Below are 25,765 nucleotides of genomic sequence, written 5' to 3'. Positions count from 1 at the left end.
CCAGATCGCGACCGAGTTCTGTCTTGATGCCCAGCTCGCGGGTGCGGCTGCGCAGCAGGGATTCAACCTGCGCGTCGCGCTTCAGCCCCTTCGCCATGTCCGTCATGCGGTTGGTGAGCCTCCGGGAGCCCGTCGTCGTGATCCGGCACGGCATATCATCGATCGCCCCCGCTGCACGCCTGTCGCGGGGAACGCCCGGCGTTGCGTCGAGCCCGCGCAGAAGCGGACTCTCAGCCGCCAAAATCGGACGGTCCGCTTCTACGCACCCTCCTCGCCGCCCGAAAAGCAGCCGGTCCGCTCTCAAATCCGTCCGCATATCGGCAGCATCCGATACCGCCCAGAACAGCCCAAAGTCCAAATCCCCATAGACCACCGCCCCGGGCCCCGCGGGTTCGGGCACCGCCGACTTTCCGACGCCTCACGGCGTCCGAAACTCTAGGGTCCAGACTCGTTCAAAGCCAGAATGCTACGGCGGCAGCGAGGCTTACGGCTGACAGGAAGTTTCTGGCGAGCTTGTCGTAGCGGGTAGCGATGCGGCGGAAGTCCTTGAGGCGGCAGAACATGGCCTCGACCCGCCAACGGTCCTTATAGCGGCGTTCGTCATACTGGATCGGGCGCTTGCGGTTGCGCCGTCCGGGAATCACAGGGATCGTGCCCTGCTCACGCAAGGCGACCCTGATGCGGTTTGCATCATAGCCACGGTCGGCGATCACCCGCTTCATGCCGATGGTCTCGCCGATCAGCAGGTCCGCGCCCTTCACATCCGACGTGTTGCCGGGCGTCAGGACGAGGCGCAGTGGTCTTCCGAGAACATCGACAAGCGCGTGGATCTTCGTTGTCCTGCCTCCACGCGAGATGCCAATGGCATTGGCCCGCGCCCCCCTTTTGCGCCACCGGCAGAGCGGTGAGCCTTGATGTAGCTGCTGTCGATCTGGCCGGTCTCCGCGATCCAGCCTTGCTCGGTCAGCGCCGCCAGGATGCGCGTCCAGATGCCGCGGCGGCTCCACCGGTTCCAGCGATTGTAGACCGTCGTCGAAGGGCCGTATTCGGACGGGCAGTCCGCCCAGCGGCCACCACACTTGAGCATGTGGATGATGCCCGAGATCACCCTGCGATCATCGACCCGTCGCGCTCCGGGCTGGTTCTTCGGCAAGTGCGGCTCGATCGCCGCCCATGCTTCATCCGACAGCCAGAACAACGAACGCGACATACCCAAGGACCTCCTGATTCAGCGAGGACCCTCTGAATCAAGGTGTGCGCAAACTTTCAAGAGGCTGATTGGGTTTGGACCCTAGGAAGGCATGGAACTCCCGGTGCTCAGACATGGAGCGTCGATCATTGTCTCGAAAGAGGGAGTTTCGAATTCGAGTGAGTTGCCCGTTCAACTAACCGGCAATCTGATCGGTCATGCGATCATATCCGCGAAGCCGAGAGGCACAAAGGCAAAAGCCCCGAACTTTTATCTACTTCGGCACGGGTAGACCCAATAGTGCGCGCATTGAACGCGAAGGGTCAAACGCGTTGAAAGCCATCGCGAAGCCAGCGCTAATTCCCTATTTAAGTCTTCAGGATGGAGAGGAACGCTCACCGGGTATCGATAAACCAAGCCCGCAAATTAGCGCGATGATTTTTCGGGATAGTTTACCTGGCGTCTCGATGCGGCTTGTCCGCTATTGATTTAATCCACTCGTCGATTTCCGCCTCAACCCATACCGCGCACTTGGGGCCGAGCGAGCGGGATTTCGGAAAGCGGCCTTCGCTCATCCGCTGATAGATGGCCGAACGACGCAGGCCGACCCGGTCCATGACTTCAGGTAGCCGCAAGAGCCTGGCTGGCGGGGGAACTTGCGGCAACGCCTGTTCTGCAGTCACGCCGTCATCGGTAAGCTGGGGTTCTGCCTTCATGATCGCTCCTGTCGGATTAATTTCTCGGTCCCCTCCGAGGTGAATTGGATCAGCGCGGCAGCGCCATCGAAATGTCGCGGTTGGCAAAATCATCGATATGCTTGGCAAGCATGCGGGCGACGAGCTGCGAAGTGCCGTTCGCCCACCGGGGTCGCAAATCTTCGACGCGTCGCCCAAGCGTGCGTTCTAGCTGACCTGGCAAGGCCGTGAAGAAGTCCTCAAGAAACTCTCCCATTTCGCTGCGCATCCATTCGCAGGCGAGATCCTCCTGACCAGCCAAGGCGAGGATCATGCTGGAGCGGGGAAAGGCGCCGCAGACATCGAGAACGCGCGCGGCTTCATCAAGGCCGATCGGCCGGTCGCCGCGCATGACACGAAGCAGGGTCTCGCGGTGGATGCCGACTTCCCGGGCAATCTGATGCTTGGGCTTGTCAGACGACTCGATTGCATGGGCAAGAATGTGCGCGAGCCTGGTGTTGGCTTCGCCTCGGAATGGCGCGGGCTGGTGCATCGACAAAAACTCCAACGATGAGGAACTGAGTCGTAGCCATATCGCGCGTGATCGATGTAGGAAAATGAAAAGAACAATTGCAGAACATCTCGTTTCTAGGCGAATCGGTCCTTTGGCCCGATTCGCCGACAATCTCCGCCACTTTTGTCGGGATTCGTCGACGCTGATTACGAGTTAAGCGGCTGTTTCTGCCTATGATCGCCGACACCGTCCAACTGATGCGTCCATATCCGGCCGCCATTTCAGCCCCACCGGCAATCTGACTTTCCTACATCGATTTCCTAGATGCATGTGGAACACACAGCGAACGAAAGAACGCTGGGTTCACCCCTCCAGATGGAGCTCCATATGCAGTCTCTCACCCTCTCCCGGCGCTCCGGCGCCATCGACCAGCGCCCCTCGAAGTTCGGGCGCGTCCTGACCTTCGCGGTACCGCTGGCAATCGCAGCCCTCGCCGCCAGCGCGGCCTACGCGGGCGCCGACACGACCTTCACCCCTGCCCTCACGAAATTCACCGATTTCCTCGAAGGCTCGGGCGGCAAGATCATCACTGTCCTCAGCCTTGCAGGCGGCCTCATCGGTCTCGCCTCGGGCCGGTTCTCGCTCGGACAGGTCGCTGTTCCGGTCGGTGTCGGCATCGGCGTCGGCACGGGTGTTCCGATCGTCACCTCGGTCGTCACCGCGGTCATCTGACGCATCGGACGGGAAGGCGCGTCGCCATGGCAGACCCATACATCATCCCGCGTCGGCTCGACGATCCGGAGCTCATCGGCTTCTGGACCATCGACGAGTTCGCCGGGATGCTCATCCCCTTCACCTGGGGGATCCTCAGCCAGCATATCTTTATCGGCATCATCGTTGCCTTCGGCGCCTGGTTCGCGCTGCGAAAGGCAAAAGCAGGACGCGCCAGCTCCTGGGTAGCCCATGCCGCCTATTGGTATCTGCCGGCCGGATTGCTGGGCCTGAAATCGACGCCGCCTTCCCACTGCCGCCTGCTTGCCGGTTGAGGGGAGATATCCATGTTTGCCGACATTTCACACGAGCGTCAGCAGTCGCTGCTGCGCCAGCGCAACCTCTTTGCGCTCACCAGCGCCGGGCTCGGCATTGCGCTCGTCGTAGCGGTCAGCCTTGCTGCCACCCGCGACCGCGAAGTCGTTCTCCTGCCAACGCTCCCCAAGCAGCTTACTGTCAGCAGCGCGGGGGTCGAGGCCGACTATCTCGAACTCGTGACCCGCGATGCCGCGCTCGTTCTCCTCAATCGCAGCCCCGAAGGCCTCGACTACTGGATGGACGAGATCCTGAAGCTCGCCGATCCGGCCAGCTACGGACGGCTAAAGGCCGATCTCGTCCGGATTGTCGAAGAGCAACGGGGTTCGGATGTCACCCAGGCCTTCGTCATCCGGTCGATGACCGTCGACCCCAAGATGCTGACTTCCGATGTGACGGGCACGCTCAAGACCTTTGTCGGCGCCCAGGTCATCGCGAGCGACGAACGCCGTTTCCGCTTCAACTGGACCTACCGGGGCCTGCGTCTCGCGCTGTCAGGCTTCAGCCAGTTGCCCCCCAAAGACCCAACGAAGGAGGCCCAGTAATGGCTTACCGACGCAAGACGCGCGCCTGGAGCCTGGCTCTTTGTGCCAGTACCATCCTCGCATTTTCAGGAAGCGGCGCTCAGGCCGCCGACCAGTTCAAACAGGCTGCAGATGGAGCCAGCATCGAATGCGCCGTGTCGGCCCGCGAGCTGACGCGCTTCGCGCTTGTCGACGACCAGTTTGCCAGCGTTTCGAAGATCTCGACCGGAACGCCCTACAACGATTTTGCGGTCACCAACGAGCCGCTGCGCGGCGACATCTATGTGTCGGTGCCCGAGACCTTTGCGGCGCGGTCGATCAGCTTCTTCGCCACGACCAAGAAGGGCTTCGTCTACAAGGTTTCCTGCCAGGTCGAGCCTGTCCCGGCAGTGCAGGTCTTCATCACAAACCCGGCGATCGCGACGAACAAGGCGGCAGGCTGGGAAAGCGAAACGCCGCTGGAGACGAGCGCGGTGCGGCTGATCCAGGCCATGGCCAATGACCGCACGGTCGATGGCTTCGAAGTCAGGCAATCCTCGGCCCTTCCAGCACGGGTCGGCGACCTCGAGGTCCAGTTGATCGCCGATTATCGCGGCAGCGCGCTCGGCGGGAAGGTCATCCGTCTGGCGAACCGTGGCCGCAAACCGCTGACGCTTGCCGAAGCGGATCTCGCGTCGTCCCGGACCCTTGCGATCTCAATCGCCCAGCCCACTCTCCAATCGGGAGAAAGCACGGTCGCCTTCATCGTCGGTTCGAACGGAGGGTTGGGCCATGACTGATGCTCCCTCGATCTCAACCCCGGTACAGGCCGATCCGGCATCGCCGTCGCCAGTCACCAGCCTCAACGCGAAGACCGCACGGCGGCAGAAGCTTCTGCTTGGCTCCCTGGGCGCACTCGCGCTTGTCGGCGGCAGCTGGTTCATCCTGGGCGGCGACGACAACGCGAAGAGCGATGATCCCACCGCCGCGCAGACCATCGACACGGCAGGGCTCATCAATCGCGACCTTTCGCAGCGCGAGTTCGTCGCGACCTACGGCAACCGTCTCGACGCCGTGACCCGCGAGCAGAAGGCGATGAAGGACGCGAGCCTCCCGCGCGAGGAAATCGAATCCCAGCTTGCCGCGCTCAAGGCGGAAAACCAGGCCATGCGGGTCGACGGCCAGGCCGCGATCGATGCGATCTCCGCTGAGAATGCGGATCTCAAGTCGCGCCTCGCAAGCCAGGCCGCCCCGGCAACCGCAAGCCTGCCGCCACCGGCCTATGGCCCGCAGGCGGGTGGCTATGATGCGCGCGGTCGACCGGTTCAGCCTGCTCCTGCGGGTGCTGCGTTGGGCGCAAGCGAAACCGGCCTCCCCGGTCCCGGCGAAGTCAAACTCATGAGCTTCACCTCCGACAAGGCAGGAGCCAGCGGACTGCGGGCGGCTCGCCCGGAAGCGCCGCCAGTGGTGGTCGAGGACTCGCCCGACTATCTGCCGCCCAATTCCTATGCTCCGGCCAAGGTCATCGTCGGCGTCGATGCGTCGGCGGGCGTCGCGAGCCAGACCGATCCACTTCCCGTGGTGCTGCGCATTACCGGTCCGGCGCGATCGGTCATGCAGAACGGCAAGGTTCTGACCACGCGGCTTCAGGGCTGCATCGTCAATGGCGCAGCGCGCGGCGATCTCTCGTCCGAGAAGGTCTATGTGAAGCTGGCGCGGATGACCTGCGACCAGCCCGGCGGGCGCGTCGCGGTGAGCGAGGTCAAAGGCTTCATAAGCTTCGCCGGAAAATCGGGCGTGCGTGGCCGTGTCGTCAGCCGCGAGGGCAGCCTTGTCAGTCAGGCCTTGCTTGCCGGGATTGTCGGCGGGTTCGGGCGCGGCTTTTCGGCGAACGCCAACAGCATCTTCTCCGGCGTCACGACCAATGCCGATGGCACCCGCTCGAAGCTCTCTGCCGGCGACATCCTCGGCGGTGGGCTCGGCCAGGGCGCTGCGGATGCCGCCGATACGGTCAGCAAATATTTGATCGAGCGCGCCGAACAATACCAACCCGTCGTCGAGATGCCGACCGGCATCGATGTCGAGATCGTCTTCCTCGACGGCGTCTATGTGAGGAACTCCCAATGACCCCCGCCGCAAACAACCCGACCCCGAGCAAGCCGCGGCGCTGGCTGCGACCGGTTGTGTCCGCCGCCGCCGTCATCGCCCTGTCCGCAGCGACGGGCTGGGGCGTGGCCAGCCTCGCCTCCCCGGCCCAGGCTCCCGATACGGCAAAGGTGCGCGCCGCGCTCAAGCTGCGCCTGCCGAAGACGCCGATCGATGCGATCACCTGCGATGGCCTTGGCGGCCTGTGCGAGGTCGCCTCGAAATCGACACTGTTTTACGTCGATCGCGCGGCCAAATATCTGGTGATTGGGCGCATCTACGACATGGAAGCGCGTCAGGACCTGACCGCAGCCCGTCTCCTTGCGCTCAACCCCGATCTGCTGGCTGCCGGTGCGGCGCGGCGGACCAACGCTGGCGAAGAAAGCCAGCCCAGCCCGCGCGCCACACCGCAGAAGGTGTCGCTCGCCGGTCTGCCCGCAAACGGCGCGATCACCTGGGGTCCCGCAAATGGTCCCAAGGTGGTCGTCTTCTCCGACTTTCACTGCGGCTATTGCAAGAAGCTCGAAGCCGAACTGAAGGCGATCGGCGCGCGGGTCGAGGAGCGGCCCATTTCAATCTTCGGCGCCGACAGCCGCCGTGATGCCGAACGGGTGCTGTGCTCGCCGCGCCCCGAGGTGTCGCTGCACATGGCCTATTCGGGTCTCGCCCTCGCCAATCCGAAACCCTGCGACACAAGCGGGCTCGATGCCAACGAAGCCTTTGCAAAGCGCCAAGGCTTCAACGGCACGCCGGTCATCGTGCGCCCGTCCGACGGCGCGATCCTCGAAGGCTATCGCCCCGCTTCCGTGCTCCGCGAATTCCTCACGCCCGCCAAAGCGGCCGCGCCCGCTCCGGCCAAGAAAGGATAATCGTCATGCGATTTCCCCACCGTATTCTCGCCTCTGCCTGCCTTGCTGTGCTGACAAGCGCGTGCGCGACTTTCGGCACCAACATCGAAGGCGATTTCACCTGCCGTGCCCACAAGGGCGACTGCGCGCCCAGCCATGTGATCGACGCCCGCGCAACCGGCGACATGACCGCAACCGGCTCGCTCCAGAACGACGATCGTGCGCCTGTCCCGGTCGCGGCAGGCGATCGGGCCCGGACGTCCGAGCGAACGCTCAGGATCGTGTTTCCAGCCCATGTCGATGAGACCGGGACGCTGCATGACGATGCGGTCGCCTGGGCAGTCGTCGAAAATCCGCGCTGGGCCGCAGAACTGCGCCGCAAGGTTGGTGAGGACACCGCCCCGCCGCTGATGCGCCAGCTGCGCCGCACGCTCAAAGCCGTACAGGCGCAGATCGAGGCAACGAGCAATACGCATGAAGGCACGGCCGCCGAGCAGCCTGCCGAACAGCCCGAAGCCGAGCCGTTCGATCTCGGACAGCCCTTTCAACCTTCGTCCTCACTCGAGGACACCCCCTCTGCCTCGCCGCTGGTCTTCCCCTCCACGGCGCGCGAGGCCGTTGCCGGAGCGAAAGCCCCGGCGGTCGAGGGGTTCGACATGGCGCAGCCCCCGCATGATCGAGCCCCTCGGCCTTCTGCCGACAAGGCCCCGCTGATCTTCCCGACCATCGAGGCAATCGAGGCCGCGAAGAACGCCGCTCAGGCACAGAAGGAGCCCAAGTGATGGCCGAGAAACTGAAGACGATTGTCGACCGGCTCCTCACCGGGCTTCTGGGCGATGCCGAGCACGCTGAACATGACCGGCCTGCCCTGATGCTCGATCTGCTGTCGGACTGGCTCCCTTACCGGGTCTATGATCCGGCGAGCCGGCTCTATTTCAACGCGCGATCGAAGGGCTTTGTCCTTGCTGTCACGCCGTTGATCGGTGCCGATGAGCGTACCGGCGAGATCCTTGGATCGTTCTTCTCCGAGGGTCTGCCACCCGGTGCCTGCCTTCAGGTCCTGCATCTCGCGTCCCCGCGCATCAGCCGGATCGTCGCTCCCTGGTTTGCGCCGCGCTATGTCCAGGGCGGCGTCTACGAGGCGATTGCCCGCCACCGCGCTCGTCGACTTTACGGCCTCGTCTGGGAATCGGGTTCGCAGGATGCACCGTTCCATGCGCGGCATCATCAAGTGATCGTTTCGGTCGGCGTGCCCGCTGCCAAAGCGGTGAGCAACGAGGATCTCAAGCAGACGCGCGACGGCCTCATCGCGATGCTGAAGTCGCTCAACCTTGGCGTTGCCGAAGTCGAGCCGCAGCAGCTGATTGCGATCATCGACGACCTGACCTCGCCAACGACCGCGCCGCAGGACGACGCTGTGCCCTATAATCCCAATGACGCGATCGCGGCGCAGGCGATCCGCCACGATATCGAACTCGTCATCCTGGAAGACCGGATGCGGCTCGTCACCGAGAGGTTTCGGGCGACCGGCAAGGTTGACGATGGGGTTCCTGAGATCGGGACGGTCTACCCCGACGCCTTCGATGTGCGGCATTTTTCCTCCCGCAACATGCCCCAGCGCTGGGCGCCGTGGGAGTGCGCGCGGCTCATCGGCGACATGTTCACCGACAAGCTGCGCTTCCCCTGCCCGGCCGCGACGATGCTGTGCCTCGTCTATCCTGACCAGGAGGCAGCTTCGGCCAAGGCCGGCTTCAAGTTCATGCGTACCACCAGCCTTGCGGGAACGCGCAGCGCACGGTTCCTGCCGCGGATCGGCGAGCAGGCCGCCGAATGGCAGCACGTCCAGTCCGAGCTGCAGGAGGGTCGCCGCCTCGTGCGTGTCTTCTATGGCCTGACGACCTATTCGCCGCTCGGCCGCGGTGACCGGGACGAACGCGCGATCAAGTCGATCTACAAGGCGGCAGGCTGGGACCTTGCCGACGAGCGCTACCTGCAAATCCAGGGTCTGCTGGCAGCCATGCCGATGACGCTGGCCGACGGGCTTGGCGCCGACATGGAGCGTCTCAAGCGCTTCAAGACCGTGCTCTCGACCACCGCCGCCAATATCGCGCCGATGCAGGGCGAATATCTTGGCAGCGTCCATCCGCATCTCCTGTTCGTGGGCCGGCGCGGCCAGCCCTTCTTCTGGTCGCCATTCGAGAACGAGGCCGGCAACCACAATGTCGCGATCTGCGGCAAGTCGGGCTCGGGCAAGTCGGTGCTGCTTCAGGAGATGTGCGCGGCGCTGCGCGGTGCGGGCGCGCAGGTCGTCGTGATCGACGACGGGCGCAGCTTCGAGCACTCGGTAAAACTGCAGGGGGGCCGGTTTGTCGAGTTCACCATGAAGGCAGGCTTCTGCCTCAACCCGTTCTCGATGATCGATGGCGAGCGCGCGGCCGAAGACGAGGATTACCGGCTCGACTGCTTCGGCATGGTCAAGGCCATTGTTGGCCAGATGGCGCGGCACAGCGCGCAGCTCAACGATACCGAGCGCGGCCTGATCGACCGGGCGGTCAACATGGTCTGGAACGACCTAGGCGTAGCAGCCTCGATCACCGGCGTCGGCGAAGCGCTGGCCGGTCTTGGCAACGAGACAGCGAGCGATCTTGCGACCGCGCTCGCGCCCTACATGGCGGGCGGCACCTATGGCGCCTTCTTCGAAGGCCAGGCGAGCCTCGATCTCGATACCGACTTCACCGTCTTCGAGATGTCCGATCTCGCCACGCGCGAAGAATTGCGCGCGGTCGTGCTCTCGGCGATCATGTTCATGACCAGCCAGGCCATGACCCGCAGCCCTCGTTCGGTAAGGAAGCTTCTCCTGATCGACGAGGCGTGGTCGATGCTCAAGGGCGGCTCGATGGGTGAGTTCGTCGAGACCTACGCCCGCACCTGCCGCAAATATGGAGGGGCGCTCGCAACCGCCACGCAGTCGCTCAACGACTATTACAAGTCGGACGGTGCGACCGCTGCGCTGGAAAACAGCGACTGGATGCTGATCCTTCAACAGAAGCCCGAGACGATCGCCGATTTCAAGGCGTCGAAGCGGCTCGACATGGACGATCGCACCGAAACCCTGATCCGCAGCCTGAAGCGCTCGGGCAGCGACTATTCGGAAGTCTTCATCAAGGGCCCGGAGACCGAAGCCATCGGACGGCTAGTGCTCGACGACTATTCAGCGACGCTGTTCTCGAGCTCACCCCAGACCTTTGCCGCGATCGATGCCGAGATCGCGCGCGGCCATCAGCTTGCAGACGCGATCGAACGGATCGCCTTTGCCAATCGAACCTGACTTCTTCCTCTATCCAAGGATACCCAGAACCAATGCCACTCCACCTCGTCACGCCGATCGACCGGGCCCAGGACGCCCGTGCCGACAGCGACAGCCTCGACCTGCCCGCCAAGGGTTGGCGCTCGCATACCGCTGACCTTTGCTACATCGTGCTTCGCGGCAGCACCTTCCTTGCCTCGAGCTACCTCATGGCGCTCGGGCTCCCGCTGCTCTTCTTCCTTCTGATTTCCGGCGGAGATGCCGGAGTCTTCTTCGCCCATCTCGCCAATATTTCGGACCGTTTCCTCGGTGCCGAGCAGGGTCGGCAGATCGGTTTTCTCGACGAGTTCAAATTCGTCCTCATCGGTGTCGCGACGCTGGTCGTGGTCTGGCGCCTGCCGCGCTTCATCAACGATCTCGAACGCGAACTCTCGGGAGAAAAGCTGTGAAGAACATATTGGCAACACAATCTCTGCGCAGCCGCATGGGCGGGGTAAACTGGACCGCCGCTGTGCTCGGCTTGAGCATGGTCGGCTCGGCACTCTGGGGCGTCTGGGCCACCGACAAGCTGCTCGCGCTCGATAAGCGCGAGGTGGTGACCGTCCAGCTGAGCCGCATCATGGGCGACTTCATTGAAGCTGAGGCGCGCGCTGGCCGACCGCCAGAAGAAACGAAGATGCGCGTCCAGGCCTATCTCCAGGCGGTCGAAGCCTCTGTCGAACATCTGGGCCGCGAGGGCCGCACGGTCCTTGTCGCCGAAGCGGTGGTGGCGGGCAGCACTCCCGATCTCACCGAAGCCGTGCGCGCCGATGTCGCGCGCCGCGTGGGAGCCATTCCCGATGTCCGCCGCTGACCTTGTCCTCCGCTCGCCCACCGGGCGCCGGCTCACGCTGTGGGCGGGGCTCGGCGCGGCCGCGCTCGCGCTCACGTCGCTCAGCACATTCGCGAAGGATCACGCGCTGATGATCAACGCCAGTCCGAGCCTGCCCTATTGGGCGATCTGGTTGGATCGCGGCGCGCTGCCACAGCGCGGCGACATCATTCTGTTTGATCCGCCCGCCTCACCACTCCTCGAAAGGCACTTCGGCAAGAAGCCCAAGCCGTTCGGCAAGAAGGTGAGCGGCATGCCAGGCGATATCGTGACCGAAAAGGAGCGCAGCTTCTTCGTCAATGGCCGCAAGGTTGCGGTAGCCAAGCGGGCAAGCCGTTTCGGCGAGCCGCTGGCGCTCGGCCCGACTGGCGTGGTGCCTCAAGGCTGCTATTTCGTCACCACCGCGCACAAGGACGGTTTTGACAGCCGCTATGCGGCGATCGGGTGGATCTGCGCCAGGCGCATTCTCGGGGTCGGGAGGCCGATCCTGTGACACCGCTTCGCGCCGCCCCATTCCTCGTAGCCGGTCTTCTGGTGGCCGCGCCGGCAAGCGCCCGCGACTACGGCCAGCAAGGCACGGTCTGGTCCGTGATCGAGCCTGACCTGCTTGAGCAAATCCATGCGCGTCTCACCCATCTCGAGAAAACCGGCGAGACGGCCAAGCTCAACGAGGAGCTGAAGCGGCGGACGATCGCGCGGGTCAACCGCCCTGAGCCGGTCGCGGGGATTAATTCCGCGGCGGCAACGCGCAGCTGGCGGTTTGATCCGACGATCAGCGTCGAGCGCGACATTGCCGACGACAAGGGCCGGGTGATCGTCGCCGCCGGAACTCGGGTCAATCCGCTCGACACCGTGCCGCTGCGCGCGCCGCTGGTGTTCCTCGACGGCGATGATCCCGAGCAGCTTGCCTGGGCAACCCGGCGCTATGCCAGCACCAAGGCCAAACTCATCCTCGTGCGCGGCGCGCCGCTTGAACTGATGAAGGCCCGCCAGCGCCGTTTCTATTTCGACCAGGGCGGCAGTCTTGTGAAGCACTTCGGCATCCGCGCCGTGCCCGCCACGGTCGTGCAGCAGGGCCGCATCCTCATCATCACCGAGCAGCCTGTCCGGCCCAAGGAGCGCGCACCGTCATGAGAACAAAGTCTCCCCTATTTACATGGCTATGCAGTGCGATCCTCTTTCTCGGTCTCATGCTCGCCGCAGCTGCGCCCGCACAGGCATCGGCAGGCCCGGGCCGCTGCACGGGCAAGTTCGTCAATCCGATCACCGACATCTGCTGGTCGTGCCTGTTTCCGATCTCGATCGGCGGCCTGAAGATCTGGCCGTCGAGCCGACCCGACACGAGCAACCCGGCGCTTCCCGTTTGCCTCTGCGGATTGCGGCCGGGCATCGCCATGGGCTTCTGGGAGCCGGTGCGGCTTGCCGACGTCAGCATGAAGCCCTGGTGCTTCGTCAATCTCGGCGGGATGAAACTCGATCCCGGCTTCGACATCGGCTTCAAGTCGATGGCGGGACCCTCGGCCGTCGGCGGCGCGACGCAGTACAATTCGCAATGGCATGTCCACTGGTATGCCTATCCGCTGATCTACTGGATGGAGATCGTTGCCGATTTCCTGTGCCTGGAACAGGGCTCGGTCGATATCCTCTATATCACCAAGATCGATCCGCTCTGGCAGGACAGCGAGCTCACCGCGATCATCAATCCCGAAGCGGTGCTCTTCGCCAATCCCTTGGCGCTTGCGGCCTGCGCGGCCGATTGCGTGGCGGCAACGGCCAAGCTGCCGACCGATCAACTGTTCTGGTGTGCCGGATGCCAGGGCAGCATGTATCCTTTGAACGGCAATGTCTCGACGACGATCGGGCACGTCCAGGCATCGCGGCTCGCGCTCGCGCGCTTCTCCTACAAGCTGCACCGCGAACTCGTTGCCTGGGGCACGATGGGCAGCAAGGGGCTCTGCGGCAAGTATCTGATGCCGGTGATGAGGAAGCAGCAGTACCGCTTCCAGGCCACCAATCCCAATCCGCAGACCAAGGGCCGCTATGCCTGCGCGCCTATTGGCGCCTCCACCACCTTCATGTCGGCAGGTCAGGTCTATCCCGCCATCGGCGAGGACATGGGCTATCTGGTCTGGCGCAAACGGAACTGCTGTGCGCTATGAAGATATTCCCTCATCTCCTTGTAATCGCGTCGATCACTGGCACTGCCATCATGGCAGGGGCTGCGGCGCAGACGAGCGAACCAGAGATCGACCTGGAGGCCATCCGTGCGCGCGCCGAAGTCGAGGCGAGCGAAGCCGATGCGCTTGCCGCCAGTGCCCGTGCGCGCGCCGAGGCGGTCCTGAGCCAAGCCAATGACAGCGCCGCCGAAGCTCAGGCGCATGGCAGACGCTACACCGAGCACGCAGCAAGATCCGCGCGGCCAGAAAGCGAGGACGTCTTCGACTTCGACAAGATGGTGGCCGACGCGGGCACCATGGCAAGCGAGGACTTGGGTGAAGCACCCCGCTTCGTCGCGTTCGCTTCGCTCTCGATGCCGCCGGCTGCCTTGCGGGCCATGGCGGACGATGTCGCCAAGGCTGGCGGCGTCGTTGTGCTGCGCGGCCTGCCGGGTGGCAGCGCCAAGACCCTCACGGCTGCGCTCGCGAAAATCGCCGATGACGGCGGGGCGCTCGACGCAGTCGGCATCGACCCGCGCCTGTTCCGCGCATTCGGGATCGAGGCGGTGCCCACTTATGTCGTGACCAGCAGCGATTTCGACCTGTGCGATGGCTTCGATTGCCGGACGCAGGTTCCGCCTCACGACCGGATGAGCGGCAATGTCAGCGTGTCCTATGCGCTCGCAACCTTCGCGCAAGGCGGCGGTCCGGGCGCGCTGCTCGCATCCCAGCATCTTGCCCGCCTGCAACGGAGTGACCCATGAAGCGCCTTCTCCTCCCCCTGCTTTGTTTCGCCTGCGCATCCTTGCCGTCAGGTGCTTTGGCCCAGACCACGACCGAGGCCGCCAAAGCCGACGGCAAGGCTTTCGGACGCGACAAGGCGGCCGACGCGCAAGGCGCGGCAACGACCGAACCGGACGCAAGCCGGATACCCAATTTCGGGAGTGTGCCCAGCCAGTCGGACTATTTCGACGATCCCGACCGGATGGCGCGGGAAGCGTCAAGCCAGGCCACCGCAAACACCGGATACCGGACCATGCGCGATTCCATGGATCGCCGCGCCCGGTTCGCGCCCCAGGATCTCGACGCGGTCGTCGCGCGCAGCAATGTGATCAGCGATGATCCGCTCTCCTACACGAGCGGGATGACCATCAGCGGCAGCCAGGGTCGCTGCGTCCCACTCCCTCCCGGAAGCGGCACGGCGGCGCGCTACATGGCGACCTGCAACGTTGGCTATACCGCCACCCAGGAGACCAGAACCTGCCCGGTTACGCTGACAGCCAAGGTCGAGCAGCGGCAGGTCTATGGCTATTATTGCGTCGGCGGGAGCGGCGTCGATCCAGCATCGATCTACAATTGCAATCGCTACCCGGCGCCCAAGTGCACGGTCACCCAGTCCTATCCGATCAATCTGTGCGACCCTTATCTTGGCATCTATTGGGGCTGCAATTCGGGCGACCTGCGGGTCGATCTGGTCAGCTGTACGGAGCCGGTCGATGGCGCGACGCCTTACAGCGTGACCGGCGAGAACGTCGTCACGACGAGCCGCGATGAAAGCCAATGCGCTGGCCTCGCCGCGGACAGTTCCTGCCAGCAAGACACCGAGACCTGCACCGACAGCGATCCGGTCACCCGGATCGTCGATGGCATCGCGGTCACCCAGCCTTGCTGGGCATGGGCCCGCAGCTACACCTGCGCGCAGTTTACCGAGGCGCAGGATTGCCAGACTCTCGAGAACACGTCGGGCTGCTCGCTGGTGCGCGAGGACTGCCTGTCCGGCGAGCCCTGCCGGACCTGGGAGCGGGTCTATGATTGCCCGGTTCCCGACCAGCCCGCGAATACCAGCCAATTCATCTGCGATGGCGAAGTCTATTGCATCGATGGCTCGTGCGAAACGATCGAGCGCGAAGCCAATGACGAGTTCAAGGACGCGGTCGTCGCGCTAAACGCAATGGACCAGGCGCGGCGTGAGTTCGATCCTGACACACTCACCCTGTTCAGGGGCACGCGGAACACCTGCTCGTCCAAAGTCTTCGGCGTGCTCAATTGCTGCAAGGGCAAAGGCTTCCCGCTGATCCCGGGCATCCAGTTGCTCGTTGCACTGGGGTGCAGCCGCGAAGAGATGCTGCTCCACCAACGCGATGCGCAAGGCCTGTGCGCCTATGTCGGCACCTATTGCTCGGACAGCTTCCTCGGCGTCTGCCTGACCAAGAAGAAGGTTTATTGCTGCTTTGAATCCAAGCTTTCGCGGATCCTGCAGGAACAGGGCCGCCAGCAGCTGAACAAACCCTGGGGCAAGCCCAAGACGGAGCAATGCCTGGGCTTCACCATTGACGAGTTTTCGCGGCTCGATCTCTCGAAGATGGATTTCGGCGAAGTCTACGCCGAGTTCACCGATGCCGCTCGCCTGCCCGACGAGCTCCAGGCCGCCACCGAAATCCAACAGAAGATCGAGGACTATTATGCCCGCGCCAGCCAATAAGGCCGCCCGGCGGCTGCTTGCCGCCTGCCTCTCGTTCACCGCTATTGCGCCCGCGCTCAGTGCTCCGGCCCGCGGCCAGGAACCGCCACTGGTCACGACCAGCGACAGCCAGGACAGCTTCTACTGCGAGGAGCGCCGCCTTGGTTACTGGTTCTATTGCGCCAAGCCCAAGCTGCCCGAGGTGCAGGAGGAGGCATCTGAGCCTGCTCCGAGTGCGACGAACCAGCTCGATGCAATCACGGCAAATCTGCGCGAACTGAAAGCCAAGGCGATCCTCGAGCCGACGCCGGCCAATGTGACGGCCTATATCCGCTTTCAGCGCGCCCAGCTCGACCGGGCATCTCTGTTCAGCGATGTCTGGCAGCGGGCGATCTGGCAGGATCCTGACCTCGACTATACGCTCCAGCGTCCGGTCTCGACGCTCGGCAAGCGTCAGTGGCAGGACTCGCGCAACGCCGAGCGAAATGCGGTCATGGCGCAGCTGTCCGAACGCTACGGTCTGTTCTACTTCTTCGCCCAGAGCTGCGGCGCCTGCGAAGTCATGTCGCCGATCGTCCAGAGCGTTGCTTCGACCTGGCACATCACGGTGCGCGCGATTTCAACCGACGGCGGCCCCTCGCGCCATTTCCCGAACTACACGGTCGAAACCAACCAGCGCAGCCGGATGGGGCTCGAACCCAAGGTCACGCCAGCGGTGGTGCTCTGGGATGCCGCCAAGGGCCAGCCCATCCCGATCGGCTACGGCGTGATGAGTGCCGACGAGCTTCAGGATCGCATTTACCTCCTCACATCGAAGGAAGCCGGACGTGACTACTAGGATGAAACGTGCCGTCGCCGCGATCCTCGCGGCCACCCTCCCCCTTACCAGCGCATCAGCCGATGTCGGCAGTTCGATGGACTCGTTCCTCAACGATATCGGCGGCGCCGCCAACGTCAATGGGCCGACCGCATTCCAGGGCCAGTCGGCAGGCTATTACAGCCTCGGCAATGTCTGGACGCGCTTCCCTCAGAAGACGACCAACATCGCCAACCTGCAGCTGCCGCGCGCCCGTGCAGGGTGCGGCGGTATCGACATTTTTGCCGGGTCCTTCAGCTTCATCAACGCGAGCGAGATCGTCGCGATGCTGAAGGCGGTCGCCAACAATGCGGTAGGCTTCGCTTTCAGTCTGGCGATCGACACGGTCTGTCCGGAATGCTCGAAGATCATGCAGGAGTTCAGCCAGAAGGCTCAGCTCATGAACAATCTCAACATCAACTCCTGCGAGATGGCGCAGGGACTGGTGGGCGGCATCTGGCCCAAGGGCGATCTTGCCGACAAGGCAATCTGCGAGGCGATCGGCAATTCGGAAGGCATCTTCACCGACTATGCCGCCGCCAAGCATGGCTGCGGAACCAAGGGCCAGCGTTCGAGCACCACGGCGCAAGGTGCAGGCAAATATGACGACGTCAATCCTGCCGTGGCGAGGAACTACACCTGGACGATCCTCAAGAAGTCCGCGTTCTTCTCGCCAAATGGCACCTTCGACGAGGAACTTGCCGAATATGCGATGACGCTGCTCGGCACGATTATCTACGTGCCCCCAACGGACGATGAACCGGGCAAGTTCGTACCTATCGTCGGGGAAGCGTCATCGACACTGGTTACCTCGCTGCTTGACGGAACGAGCAATGGCAATGTCCTGATTTTTGACTGCGACGAGCCGGACAAGTGCCTCGATCCCGGCTTCAAGTCGCTCAGCCTTCCGGCATCCAAGGCCCTGCGCCCGCGCGTTGCAGCCCTGATTGCCGGCATGGTCCAGGCGATCCATGACGACACCGCGATCACCGACGCGCAGAAGGAGCTGCTTCAGGTCGCCTCGATCCCGCTCTACAAGATTCTTACCGTTCAGGCGGCCTATGGCCGCGGGATGCCGACCGACGATCGCGAGACGCTGGCGGAGATCGCCAGCGTCGACCTGCTGTTTGCCGTCCTCGACCGCATCGTCAGCGAAGCGGGCCGCTCGATGTCGAGTTTCATCGGGGCGGACGAAGCCAAAATCGCCATGTGGCAGGGCCAAGTGAATGTCGTCCGGCAGGCACTCGCGGACCGGCAGGCGAACACGCACCTAAAGGTCAACGCCATCATGCAAATCATCGAGAAGACCGCGTTCATCGAGAACGTGCTCGCCGCCTCGATGTCGCCGGGCATGGCCGCCTCGCTCGACTGGTCGCGCGGCGTCCAGTCGCGCGCCCTTACCCACTGATCCCTTTCAGCGCGTCGGAAACGGCGGGAGCCTAGCAACATGGTCGAGATTTTCACGGTTGGCGGCGGCGATTACCTGGTCAATGTCTTTCAGGCGGTCGCCGCCTGGACAGGCAATGGGGGCTACAAAAGCCTGCTCCAGGTCGTCCTCGTCATGGGACTTGGCCTATCTGCCATTACGCTGGCATTCAATCAGGACTGGCGGGCCTGGATCAACTGGTTCCTTGGCGCGACGCTGATCTACTCGTGCCTGATGGTGCCGCGGCTCGACGTCCATGTGACCGACCGGCTCAACCCGAGCCTCGCTCCCGCCAATGTCAGCAATGTGCCGCTGGGCCTGGCGCTGATGGCGAGCTTCACGAGCCAGGTTGGCGATTACTTGACCGGCTCGGCCGAGGTGGTGTTCGGGCTGCCGGGCGACCTCAACTACTCGAAGAACGGCATGATCTATGGCGCGCGGCTCTACGATGCGACGCGATCCTTGCGCATTTCCGACCCGGAATTTGCCGCCAATCTCGACGAGCATTTCCGGCAATGCGTGTTCTACGACGTGCTGCTTGGCCGATATTCGATGAAGGAACTCGCCGAGACCAGCGACATCTGGACGACCATTGCGCCCGGTAGCCAGGCGCGGGCCCAGCGCTTCCTCACCCGCGACAACGGGACCGGTCAGGTGACTTCCAATATCATCACCTGCCGCGAAGCCTATGACGCGCTGAACGCTCAGTGGGCCGGACTGATCGACGGTATGGGTACGGTTTTCGGGCGCCAGCTCTATCCCAACCAGACTGCCGCCCTCGCCAAGGCCAAGCTCTTTGCTGACTTGCCGGTGGCCTACCAGTACCTCACCGGGGTCTCGGCCAATGCGACCGAGATCTTCAAGCAGACGCTTACAATCAACGCGATGAGCCAGGCCATGCATTCGATGGCGGCGACGAGCGGAGCGGGCAATGTCGATGTCTACGCCCAGACGCGCGCGGATATTCAGACCGAGCGGACCTATGGCTCGATCGCCAGCAACGCGATGAAGTGGGTGCCGCTCCTCAATGTCGTGCTGACCGTGCTCTTCTATGCCCTGTTTCCGGTCCTCTTCCCGCTGTTTCTGCTGCCCAAGACCGGGCCGCTGGCACTCAAAGGCTATGTGACAGGCTTCTTTTACCTGGCGGCATGGGGACCGCTGTTCGTGATCCTGCACATGATGCTGATGTACAAGGGGGCGGCGGACATGACCGCGGTTGCTGGAAGCAGCGGGCTCAGTCTTGCAAGCTTCACCGGCATGGCCGATGTGAATAGCGATATCGGGCTGCTGGCCGGCTATCTTATCGCCTCGGTGCCGTTTCTGGCCGGCGGCGTCGCCAAGGGCGCCATGGCGATTTCGCACCATGCGACAAGCTATCTCAATCCGAGCCAGAATGCTGCCGAGGAAGCGGCGCGCGAAGCGAGCACGGGCAACGTCTCACTGGGCAATACCAGCTTCGAGAATTCGAGCGTTCTGACCCGCCAGTTCGCACAAGGGACGATCGCGCCCAGCTTCACCTATGGCGCGGCGCAGACCCGGACATTCAGCGATACGGGCTCGATGACGACGAGTTTCCCCGAAGCGAGCTACGACCAGCTTCCCAACTCGAGCTATCCCTTCACGCCCAGCCTCGGACAGGAGTTCACATCACGCCTGTCGACGATGGCATCGCAGGCCCGCTCGAACAGCGAGAGCTATGCGAACATTGCCACGGAATCGACCACCAGCGCCGTCACGAAGTTCCGCGAGCTGCGCAGCCAATTCAGCCGGGGATCGGCTTTCGAGAGCGCCACCGGCACATCCAACTCCGACAGCATCCAGACCGCCTTCAACGAGGTCGACCAGGCATCGACGAACCTGCAGCGCCAGTTCGGCCTGTCACGGAGGGCCGCCGACGACATCACTGTTGCCTGGTTCCTTAACGGTGAAGCGGGTGCCAGCGCTGGTGTTACGAACGGGGTGGCATCTGCAAATATTGGCGCCAAAGGAGGCCGAAACCAATCGTGGACCGACAGCGATATCGGCATCGCATCCGAGGACCGCTCAAGAATTTTCGGAAGCCTCGCCCAGATGTCGGACAGCCGGAACTGGTCGAGCACACGCGACGGGTTTATTCGCAGCGTCAGCACGTCTTCGAGTTCCTCGATCTCGTCGACCGCGAGCGGCATGAACGCTTCGCTAACCGAGGCGCAGAGTTACAGTCGCGAAGCGCGGCGGGCTGAGGAACTGGCGAACCGCCTCGAAAGCCAGGCATCGTTCTTCGAGGGCAACAGTGCCGCTGGCAGCCTTAACCTGTCGCAAGCTTACCGCGAATGGGGATTGGTCGAGATCGAGCGCAATCGCGACTTCTACGGCAGTGTCCGCTTCGACGACCTGACCTTCCAGCTCAGCCCGGAAGGCCAGGCGCTGCAGGGCAGGTTCATCGAAAGTTACGCGGAACAGCTTGGCAACGGCATTGAGGACAGGCTCGTCCTGACGCCAGGACAGCCAATCTCGCGCCCTTCGGTCACAGGGCCGGGATCTGTACGCGGTCGTGCCCCAATCGGTGGAGGGGGTTCAGGAACAGTGCCGCAGGTGGAAGCGGGCGGTATTCACGACGAGGTTCAGCATGCCCAAACAGCCGGCCGTCAGAGAATCCGCGGATCCCGAGAGCGTCTGGATGCAGTTACCAAAGGAGCGCAAGGGGCAAGTGCAGAAGCAGCTGATGACGTCAAGGAATGGTAGAATTTCAGCCCCTAAAGACATCCCAGTAGATTACAAAACCGGCGAAGATCGAGAGGATTAGGAATACCGCAATCGTGAGTTTTCGCCCCCAAGGGTCGGCCCAGGATTTCTTTATCCGATACTCCATGAGCCGATCGTCACGGATCGCCTGATCAATCTCAGACAACCCTTCCCAGTTTCGGGTTTGGCGCGCCTCCGCGCTTTCAAGGTCGAAATTCGTCACGATGGCGTTCATCTTACTTCTCTCAGGAACATAGCGGAAACGGTTACTCGAAGACAGCGAAAAAGTTGCTTCCTCATACGAGCGTTCCAAACGCCTCCTCCACTCTTGAGGATCAGCGTGCAATAGGCACCCCCTTCGTGGGGTGATCGGCGTGCAAAAAGGACCCCTTCATCCCGGGGATTTAGTCGGCCGACTGGTTTTGATCAGTTGGCGAGAACGGGATGTTGATCGTGGAGACAGTGGTTCGGATTCGGATCGGCGTGCAAAAAGGACCCCTTCATCCCGGGGATTTAGTCGGCCGACTGGTTTTGATCAGTTGGCGAGAACGGGATGTTGATCGTGGAGACAGTGGTTCGGATTCGGCGTGAGCATGCAGCGGGTAAGGCGATCAAGGCGATCGCTCGTGACCTTCGTTTGTCGCGGAAGGTCGTCCGCAAAGCGATCCGGTCGCCGGAGGCGGCGTTCAACTATCAGCGCAAAGTCCAGCCGCTGCCGCGGATCGGTCCTTATCAGGATCGTCTCGATGCGCTGCTTGAGGAGAACGAAGGTCGCGGCCGCCGCGATCGGCTACGGATGACGCGTATCCATGACCTGCTGGTGCGCGAGGGGTTCGATGGATCCTATGATGCGGTGCGCCGCTATGCGGCGCGCTGGCGTGCTGCGCGGCGGAAGGATGCTGGCGAAGGCGCACCGGCGTTCATCCCGATGACCTTCCAGCCGGGTGAGGCCTACCAGTTCGACTGGAGCCACGAGGATGTGGAGATCGCCGGCAAGCCGATGCGGGTGAAGGTGGCGCATATGCGTCTCTGCGACTCGCGCGCACCCTATGTCCGGGCCTATCCGCGCGAGGGCCAGGAGATGCTGTTCGACGCTCATGCGCGGGCGTTCGCTTTCTTCGGCGGTGTGCGGCAAGGAGCGTGTGTTCAACCGCCGCTTCCTGATCATGACCGATCATTACATGGTCGAGCCGACCGCCTGCTCGCCGGCGGCGGGATGGGAGAAGGGCCAGGTCGAACAGCAGGTCCAGACGATCCGAGGCCGCTTCTTCCAGCCGCGACTCCGGTTCGCCAGCCTGGCCGAGCTCAACGGGTGGCTGGAGGCCGAGTGCCGGCGCTGGGCCGAGCATCATGCCCATCCCGAACGCGGGGATATTACCGTCGCCGAGGCGCTGGATATGGAGCGACCGGCCCTGCAGCCGATCCTGGCACCGTTCGACGGCTTCCATGAGAGCGAGCATGCCGTCACCGGCACCTGCCTCATCAGCTTCGATCGCAACCGCTACTCGGTCATGTCGACGGCCGCACGCCGGACCGTTCAGGTGCGCTCCTATGCCGATCGCATCGTCATACGCTGCGGCGATGCGATCGTCGGGGAGCATGAGCGCCACTTCGGTCGGAACCGCACGATATACGATCCCTGGCATTATCTGCCGGTCCTCGCGCACAAGCCCGGCGCGCTGCGTAACGGCGCACCGTTCCAGGACTGGGATCTGCCGCCCGCCCTGCACCGATTACGGCGAAGGCTCGGCACCGGGGACGAGGCCGATCGCAGGTTCGTGCGGGTCCTCTCGGCGGTGCTCACCGATGGCCTGGAGCCGGTAGAGGCTGCCGTGCGCGAAGCGTTGGCGAACGGAACGGCCAGCGACGAGCTGATCCTCAACATCCTCTCCCGGCGCCGCGAGCCGGCGACACCCCACAGCATCGTCACTTCGGAAGACCGGATGCTGCAGCATCCTCCGCTCGCCGACTGTGCCCGCTATGATCTGCTGCGAGGCTATGATGCAGCGGCATGATATGATCGACACGATGCGCGGCCTCGGGCTCAAGGGCATGGCGGCGGCGTTCGACGAGGCGGTCACCACCGGCCTCCAGCGCAAGCGCACCACCATGGAGATACTGACCGACCTGCTCCGTGCTGAGGCGACCCACCGGGATGCAGCCTCCATCCGCTATCGGATGACGGCTGCGAGGCTGCCCGTGGTGAAGGACCTGGAGCGGTTCAGCTTCGAGGGCACACCGATCAATGAGGAGATGATCCGCTCCCTTCACGATGGCTCCTTCCTCCCGCCTCGCCGCAATATCGTGCTGGTCGGCGGCACGGGGACAGGCAAGACCCACCTCGCCATCGCGATCACCGCCAATGTCGTGCGAAGGGGCGCTCGCGCCCGCTACTTCAACACCGTCGATCTGGTGACACGCCTCGAAGAGGAGACCCGGATCGGCAAAGGCGGGACCCTGGCGGCGCAGCTGTCGCGGCTCGACCTGATCGTGCTCGACGAGCTTGGATATCTGCCGTTCGCCCGCTCGGGAGGGCAGTTGCTGTTCCACCTCATCAGCAAGCTTTATGAGCGGACCAGCGTCATCATCACCACGAACCTCGCCTTCGGCGAATGGCCGACCGTGTTCGGCGATCCCAAGATGACCACGGCGCTGCTCGACCGCGTCACCCACCACTGCGATATCGTCGAGACGGGCAACGACAGCTGGCGCTTCAAAAACCGCAGCTGACAGCCACCTTCGGCGCCTTCAAAAATCTATCTTGCGCTGCGCGCGCCTCCGGTCGGGCTACGCCCGCCCTCCGCCGCACGCAGCGCAAGGCCATCTTCAACAAACCAGCATCATATTATCCGAAAAGGGGGTCCCTCTTCGACGCCGATCGGGGGTCCCTTTTGAACGCCGTTTGACATCCACTCTGTAATGCAGGCGTTTGCGGACGATCCGAGAAGTCCGCTTTTGAGCACGTTGATTGGGATAGCGGAAATGCCGAATGCAGAAATGGCATGTCAGCTTCTGCTCGAAAGCGGACCTGGAATGAGCTTCCTTCGATGGTCACGACAGGAGTCAGTTTGTTCAATCGCCTAGGGTCATTCCACTACACAGCGTATTTTTTAATGGCCCATCCAGAGCCAAGCGTTCAGTGTAAAAGCGCGCATTCGCGATACCGGCAAAACGCATTGGCCAACTGCATCTGCCGGGGGGTGCGACACTCGGATTCGAAGACTTTCGGAGAGCCAACCAGAATCGTCACGCATTTCGCGCGGGATGTCGCAACGTTGAGGCGATTGAGACTGTAGAGAAACTCCATCCCTCGCGGAGCGTCCGCATGCGAAGAGCTGGCTGTCCGTCGTCAGATAAATTGAGACACGCTTGTGCTTTGGCTTAGCGAGTGTTTGGTCTCGTCTGGTTGGTATGTTTTAGGCGGCTAGCTTACGATGAAGCAAGCGCCTTTGCTCGAGTGTTTGCTGTTTGATCCTTTCTCGTTGTTNCTGTCCGTCGTCAGATAAATTGAGACACGCTTGTGCTTTGGCTTAGCGAGTGTTTGGTCTCGTCTGGTTGGTATGTTTTAGGCGGCTAGCTTACGATGAAGCAAGCGCCTTTGCTCGAGTGTTTGCTGTTTGATCCTTTCTCGTTGTTGGATAATGGCTGTGGCTCTGCCGAAGTAGGCATCGGCAGGTGTGACGTTGTTGAGGCTCTCATGGTAGCGCTGGTGATTGTAGTGCTCGACGAACGTCTCGATCTGACGCTCTAGGTCGCTAGGTAGGAAGTAGTTCTCGAGCAGCACACGGTTTTTGAGCGTCTGGTGCCAGCGCTCGATCTTTCCCTGGGTTTGTGGATGGAAGGGCGCACCGCGCACATGATCCATGCCGTTCTTGCCGAGATAATCGGCCAGTTCCTCGGCGATGTAGCTCGGTCCGTTGTCCGACAGCAGTCTTGGCCTGTGCTTGACGTGGGCGTGCTCGCAGCCCGATGCTTGCAGAGCCATGTCCAGCGTCTCGGTGACGTCCTCAGCCTTCATCGTCGTGCAAAGCTTCCAAGCGATGATATAGCGCGAGTAATCATCGAGCACGGTCGATAGATACATCCATCCCCAACCGACGATCTTGAAGTAGGTGAAGTCGGTCTGCCACATCTCGTTCGGGCGGATCGTTTGCGTATGGAACTGATCAGCAGCCTTGATCACAGTGTAGGCAGGACTGGTAATCAGATCATGGGCCTTGAGCAGCCGATAAACGGTCGCTTCGGACACGAAGTAGCGCCTCTCGTCGGTGAAGCGCACCGCCAGCTCTCTGGGTGATAGCTCACAGTGTTCGAGCGCCATATCAACGATCTGCTGCTGGACACCCTCAGGCACGCGGTTCCAAGCACGCCCTGGCCCCGGCCTCCCATCTTCCAACGCCGCTTCGCCAAAGCGCTGATAAAGGTCATACCAACGATAGAAGGTGGGACGGGCAACACCCAGCATGTCCAGTGTCTTCTTCGCTGGCAGATGGGACCGTTCCACCAGCCTGATGATCTCCAGCTTCTCGGATGCGGGATACCTCATTCTTCGTCTCCCCCATCCGCGATCATGCTTTTTTTGAGCAGGCGCAGCTCAAGCGTCTGCTCAGCCACAACCTCCTTCAGATCACGCGCTTCGCGGCGCAGATCCTTCACCTCATCCGTGGTCGCAGAACGGGCCGTATCGCCAGCAAGCCTGCGTTTACCAGCCTCCATGAACTCCTTCGACCAAGTGTAATACAGGCTCTGGGCAATGCCTTCCTTGCGGCACAGCTCGGCAATACTGTCATCACCGCGCAGGCCATCCAGCACGATCCTGATCTTCTCTTCGGCTGAAAACTGACGCCGTGTTTTGCGCCGAATGTCCTTCACCACCCGCTCGGCAGGCGCTTTGGAATTTGCTCGTTTTGATCTCATCTTCGTTCCTTACAGTCACTGCGATGAGACCAAAACACTCCTCTATCCAACTACCTCAATCTGTCTCATGAACGCTGACGGGGAACAC

The 25,765-nt window shown here is 62.7% G+C and carries 24 protein-coding genes and 1 pseudogene; 20 read left to right on the top strand and 5 right to left on the bottom strand.

Annotated features, from left to right (window positions below):
* Positions 1 to 452 precede the first annotated feature (452 nt).
* The 3 genes from CD928_RS06590 to CD928_RS06580 all read right to left on the bottom strand — a co-directional run bounded on the left by CD928_RS06590 (position 453) and on the right by CD928_RS06580 (position 2,416).
* Positions 453 to 1,210, bottom strand: a protein-coding gene (locus tag CD928_RS06590; RefSeq protein ID WP_095386335.1) for an IS5 family transposase whose coding sequence is annotated in 2 segments (ribosomal slippage) — positions 453 to 877 and positions 877 to 1,210 — 759 coding nt in all. Because the reading frame shifts where the segments join, the coding sequence is not laid out codon by codon here.
* 431 nt (positions 1,211 to 1,641) lie between these two features.
* A complete protein-coding gene (locus tag CD928_RS06585; protein WP_095386334.1) occupies positions 1,642 to 1,905 on the bottom strand; it encodes an AlpA family transcriptional regulator in 264 nt (87 codons plus the stop codon).
* 49 nt (positions 1,906 to 1,954) lie between these two features.
* Entirely contained in the window at positions 1,955 to 2,416 is a 462-nt protein-coding gene (locus CD928_RS06580; RefSeq protein WP_095386504.1) for a transcriptional regulator, read from the bottom strand.
* 348 nt (positions 2,417 to 2,764) lie between these two features.
* Between CD928_RS06580 and CD928_RS06575 the strand changes: the two genes are divergently transcribed.
* From CD928_RS06575 to CD928_RS06490, 18 genes are read left to right on the top strand one after another with little or no spacing between them, the layout of a single operon-like run.
* On the top strand, positions 2,765 to 3,109 hold the full coding sequence (locus tag CD928_RS06575) for a TrbC/VirB2 family protein (protein ID WP_095386503.1): 345 nt from the start codon (positions 2,765 to 2,767) through the stop codon (positions 3,107 to 3,109).
* 26 nt (positions 3,110 to 3,135) lie between these two features.
* A complete protein-coding gene (gene traL / locus CD928_RS06570; protein WP_007013892.1) occupies positions 3,136 to 3,423 on the top strand; it encodes a type IV conjugative transfer system protein TraL in 288 nt (95 codons plus the stop codon).
* Positions 3,424 to 3,435: 12 nt separating this feature from the next.
* Positions 3,436 to 4,008 (top strand): type IV conjugative transfer system protein TraE, encoded by a 573-nt coding sequence (locus CD928_RS06565; protein WP_095386333.1) that lies wholly within the window; start codon positions 3,436 to 3,438, stop codon positions 4,006 to 4,008.
* Positions 4,008 to 4,766 carry a type-F conjugative transfer system secretin TraK gene (locus tag CD928_RS06560; protein ID WP_095386332.1) on the top strand — a complete coding sequence of 253 codons (759 nt, stop codon included), beginning with the start codon at positions 4,008 to 4,010 and terminating at the stop codon, positions 4,764 to 4,766. The genes CD928_RS06565 and CD928_RS06560 overlap by 1 nt, the downstream gene beginning before the upstream one ends.
* On the top strand, positions 4,759 to 6,093 hold the full coding sequence (locus CD928_RS06555) for a TrbI/VirB10 family protein (RefSeq protein ID WP_095386331.1): 1,335 nt from the start codon (positions 4,759 to 4,761) through the stop codon (positions 6,091 to 6,093). The genes CD928_RS06560 and CD928_RS06555 overlap by 8 nt, the downstream gene beginning before the upstream one ends.
* Positions 6,090 to 6,980 carry a DsbC family protein gene (locus CD928_RS06550; protein ID WP_095386330.1) on the top strand — a complete coding sequence of 297 codons (891 nt, stop codon included), beginning with the start codon at positions 6,090 to 6,092 and terminating at the stop codon, positions 6,978 to 6,980. The genes CD928_RS06555 and CD928_RS06550 overlap by 4 nt, the downstream gene beginning before the upstream one ends.
* 5 nt (positions 6,981 to 6,985) lie before the next feature.
* A complete protein-coding gene (locus tag CD928_RS06545) occupies positions 6,986 to 7,741 on the top strand; it encodes a conjugal transfer protein TraV (protein WP_095386329.1) in 756 nt (251 codons plus the stop codon).
* A complete protein-coding gene (gene traC, locus CD928_RS06540) occupies positions 7,741 to 10,287 on the top strand; it encodes a type IV secretion system protein TraC (protein WP_095386328.1) in 2,547 nt (848 codons plus the stop codon). Before CD928_RS06545 ends, traC begins: the two co-directional genes overlap by 1 nt.
* A 32-nt stretch (positions 10,288 to 10,319) precedes the next feature.
* Entirely contained in the window at positions 10,320 to 10,715 is a 396-nt protein-coding gene (locus CD928_RS06535; protein ID WP_095386327.1) for a hypothetical protein, read from the top strand.
* 8 nt (positions 10,716 to 10,723) lie between these two features.
* A complete protein-coding gene (locus tag CD928_RS06530) occupies positions 10,724 to 11,119 on the top strand; it encodes a TrbI F-type domain-containing protein (protein WP_255247062.1) in 396 nt (131 codons plus the stop codon).
* A complete protein-coding gene (locus CD928_RS06525) occupies positions 11,106 to 11,630 on the top strand; it encodes a S26 family signal peptidase (protein ID WP_095386325.1) in 525 nt (174 codons plus the stop codon). Before CD928_RS06530 ends, CD928_RS06525 begins: the two co-directional genes overlap by 14 nt.
* Positions 11,627 to 12,271 (top strand): type-F conjugative transfer system protein TraW, encoded by a 645-nt coding sequence (gene traW / locus CD928_RS06520; protein ID WP_095386324.1) that lies wholly within the window; start codon positions 11,627 to 11,629, stop codon positions 12,269 to 12,271. The genes CD928_RS06525 and traW overlap by 4 nt, the downstream gene beginning before the upstream one ends.
* Before the next feature lie 56 nt (positions 12,272 to 12,327).
* Positions 12,328 to 13,296: a conjugal transfer pilus assembly protein TraU gene (gene traU / locus CD928_RS06515; protein WP_095386323.1), complete on the top strand. Its 969-nt coding sequence runs from the start codon at positions 12,328 to 12,330 to the stop codon at positions 13,294 to 13,296.
* Positions 13,293 to 14,057 carry a type-F conjugative transfer system pilin assembly protein TrbC gene (gene trbC / locus CD928_RS06510; protein ID WP_095386322.1) on the top strand — a complete coding sequence of 255 codons (765 nt, stop codon included), beginning with the start codon at positions 13,293 to 13,295 and terminating at the stop codon, positions 14,055 to 14,057. The genes traU and trbC overlap by 4 nt, the downstream gene beginning before the upstream one ends.
* A complete protein-coding gene (locus CD928_RS06505) occupies positions 14,054 to 15,775 on the top strand; it encodes a conjugal transfer protein TraN (RefSeq protein ID WP_095386321.1) in 1,722 nt (573 codons plus the stop codon). The genes trbC and CD928_RS06505 overlap by 4 nt, the downstream gene beginning before the upstream one ends.
* A complete protein-coding gene (locus CD928_RS06500) occupies positions 15,756 to 16,592 on the top strand; it encodes a conjugal transfer protein TraF (RefSeq protein WP_095386320.1) in 837 nt (278 codons plus the stop codon). Before CD928_RS06505 ends, CD928_RS06500 begins: the two co-directional genes overlap by 20 nt.
* A gap of 1 nt (position 16,593) precedes the next feature.
* Positions 16,594 to 18,018, top strand: coding sequence for a conjugal transfer protein TraH (locus CD928_RS06495; RefSeq protein WP_095386319.1), 1,425 nt, complete (start codon positions 16,594 to 16,596; stop codon positions 18,016 to 18,018).
* A 39-nt stretch (positions 18,019 to 18,057) separates the two neighbouring features.
* Positions 18,058 to 20,760 (top strand): conjugal transfer protein TraG N-terminal domain-containing protein, encoded by a 2,703-nt coding sequence (locus CD928_RS06490; RefSeq protein WP_095386318.1) that lies wholly within the window; start codon positions 18,058 to 18,060, stop codon positions 20,758 to 20,760.
* 4 nt (positions 20,761 to 20,764) lie between these two features.
* On the opposite strand, the gene CD928_RS06485 is transcribed toward CD928_RS06490, so the two are convergent.
* The gene (locus CD928_RS06485) at positions 20,765 to 20,995 is read right to left on the bottom strand and encodes a hypothetical protein (protein WP_095386317.1); all 231 of its coding nucleotides are present in this window, start codon (positions 20,993 to 20,995) and stop codon (positions 20,765 to 20,767) included.
* Between the two features lie 318 nt (positions 20,996 to 21,313).
* Here CD928_RS06485 and istA point away from each other — a divergent pair.
* Positions 21,314 to 22,775: pseudogene (gene istA / locus CD928_RS06480) on the top strand (IS21 family transposase).
* Positions 22,762 to 23,490 (top strand): IS21-like element helper ATPase IstB, encoded by a 729-nt coding sequence (gene istB, locus CD928_RS06475; protein ID WP_031304487.1) that lies wholly within the window; start codon positions 22,762 to 22,764, stop codon positions 23,488 to 23,490. Before istA ends, istB begins: the two are co-directional and overlap by 14 nt.
* An 835-nt stretch (positions 23,491 to 24,325) precedes the next feature.
* Here istB and CD928_RS06465 read toward each other — a convergent pair.
* Positions 24,326 to 25,677 (bottom strand): IS3 family transposase gene (locus tag CD928_RS06465; RefSeq protein ID WP_095386316.1). Its coding sequence is split into 2 segments (ribosomal slippage): positions 24,326 to 25,341 and positions 25,341 to 25,677, totalling 1,353 coding nucleotides; the frame shifts between segments, so codons are not numbered across the junction.
* Positions 25,678 to 25,765: the final 88 nt, after the last annotated feature.

This window comes from Sphingopyxis sp. GW247-27LB, from assembly GCF_002277025.1.
GTDB lineage: Bacteria > Pseudomonadota > Alphaproteobacteria > Sphingomonadales > Sphingomonadaceae > Sphingopyxis.
The sequence above is the reverse complement of the archived record's forward strand: the minus strand, read 5'-3'. Positions and strand labels throughout refer to the sequence as shown.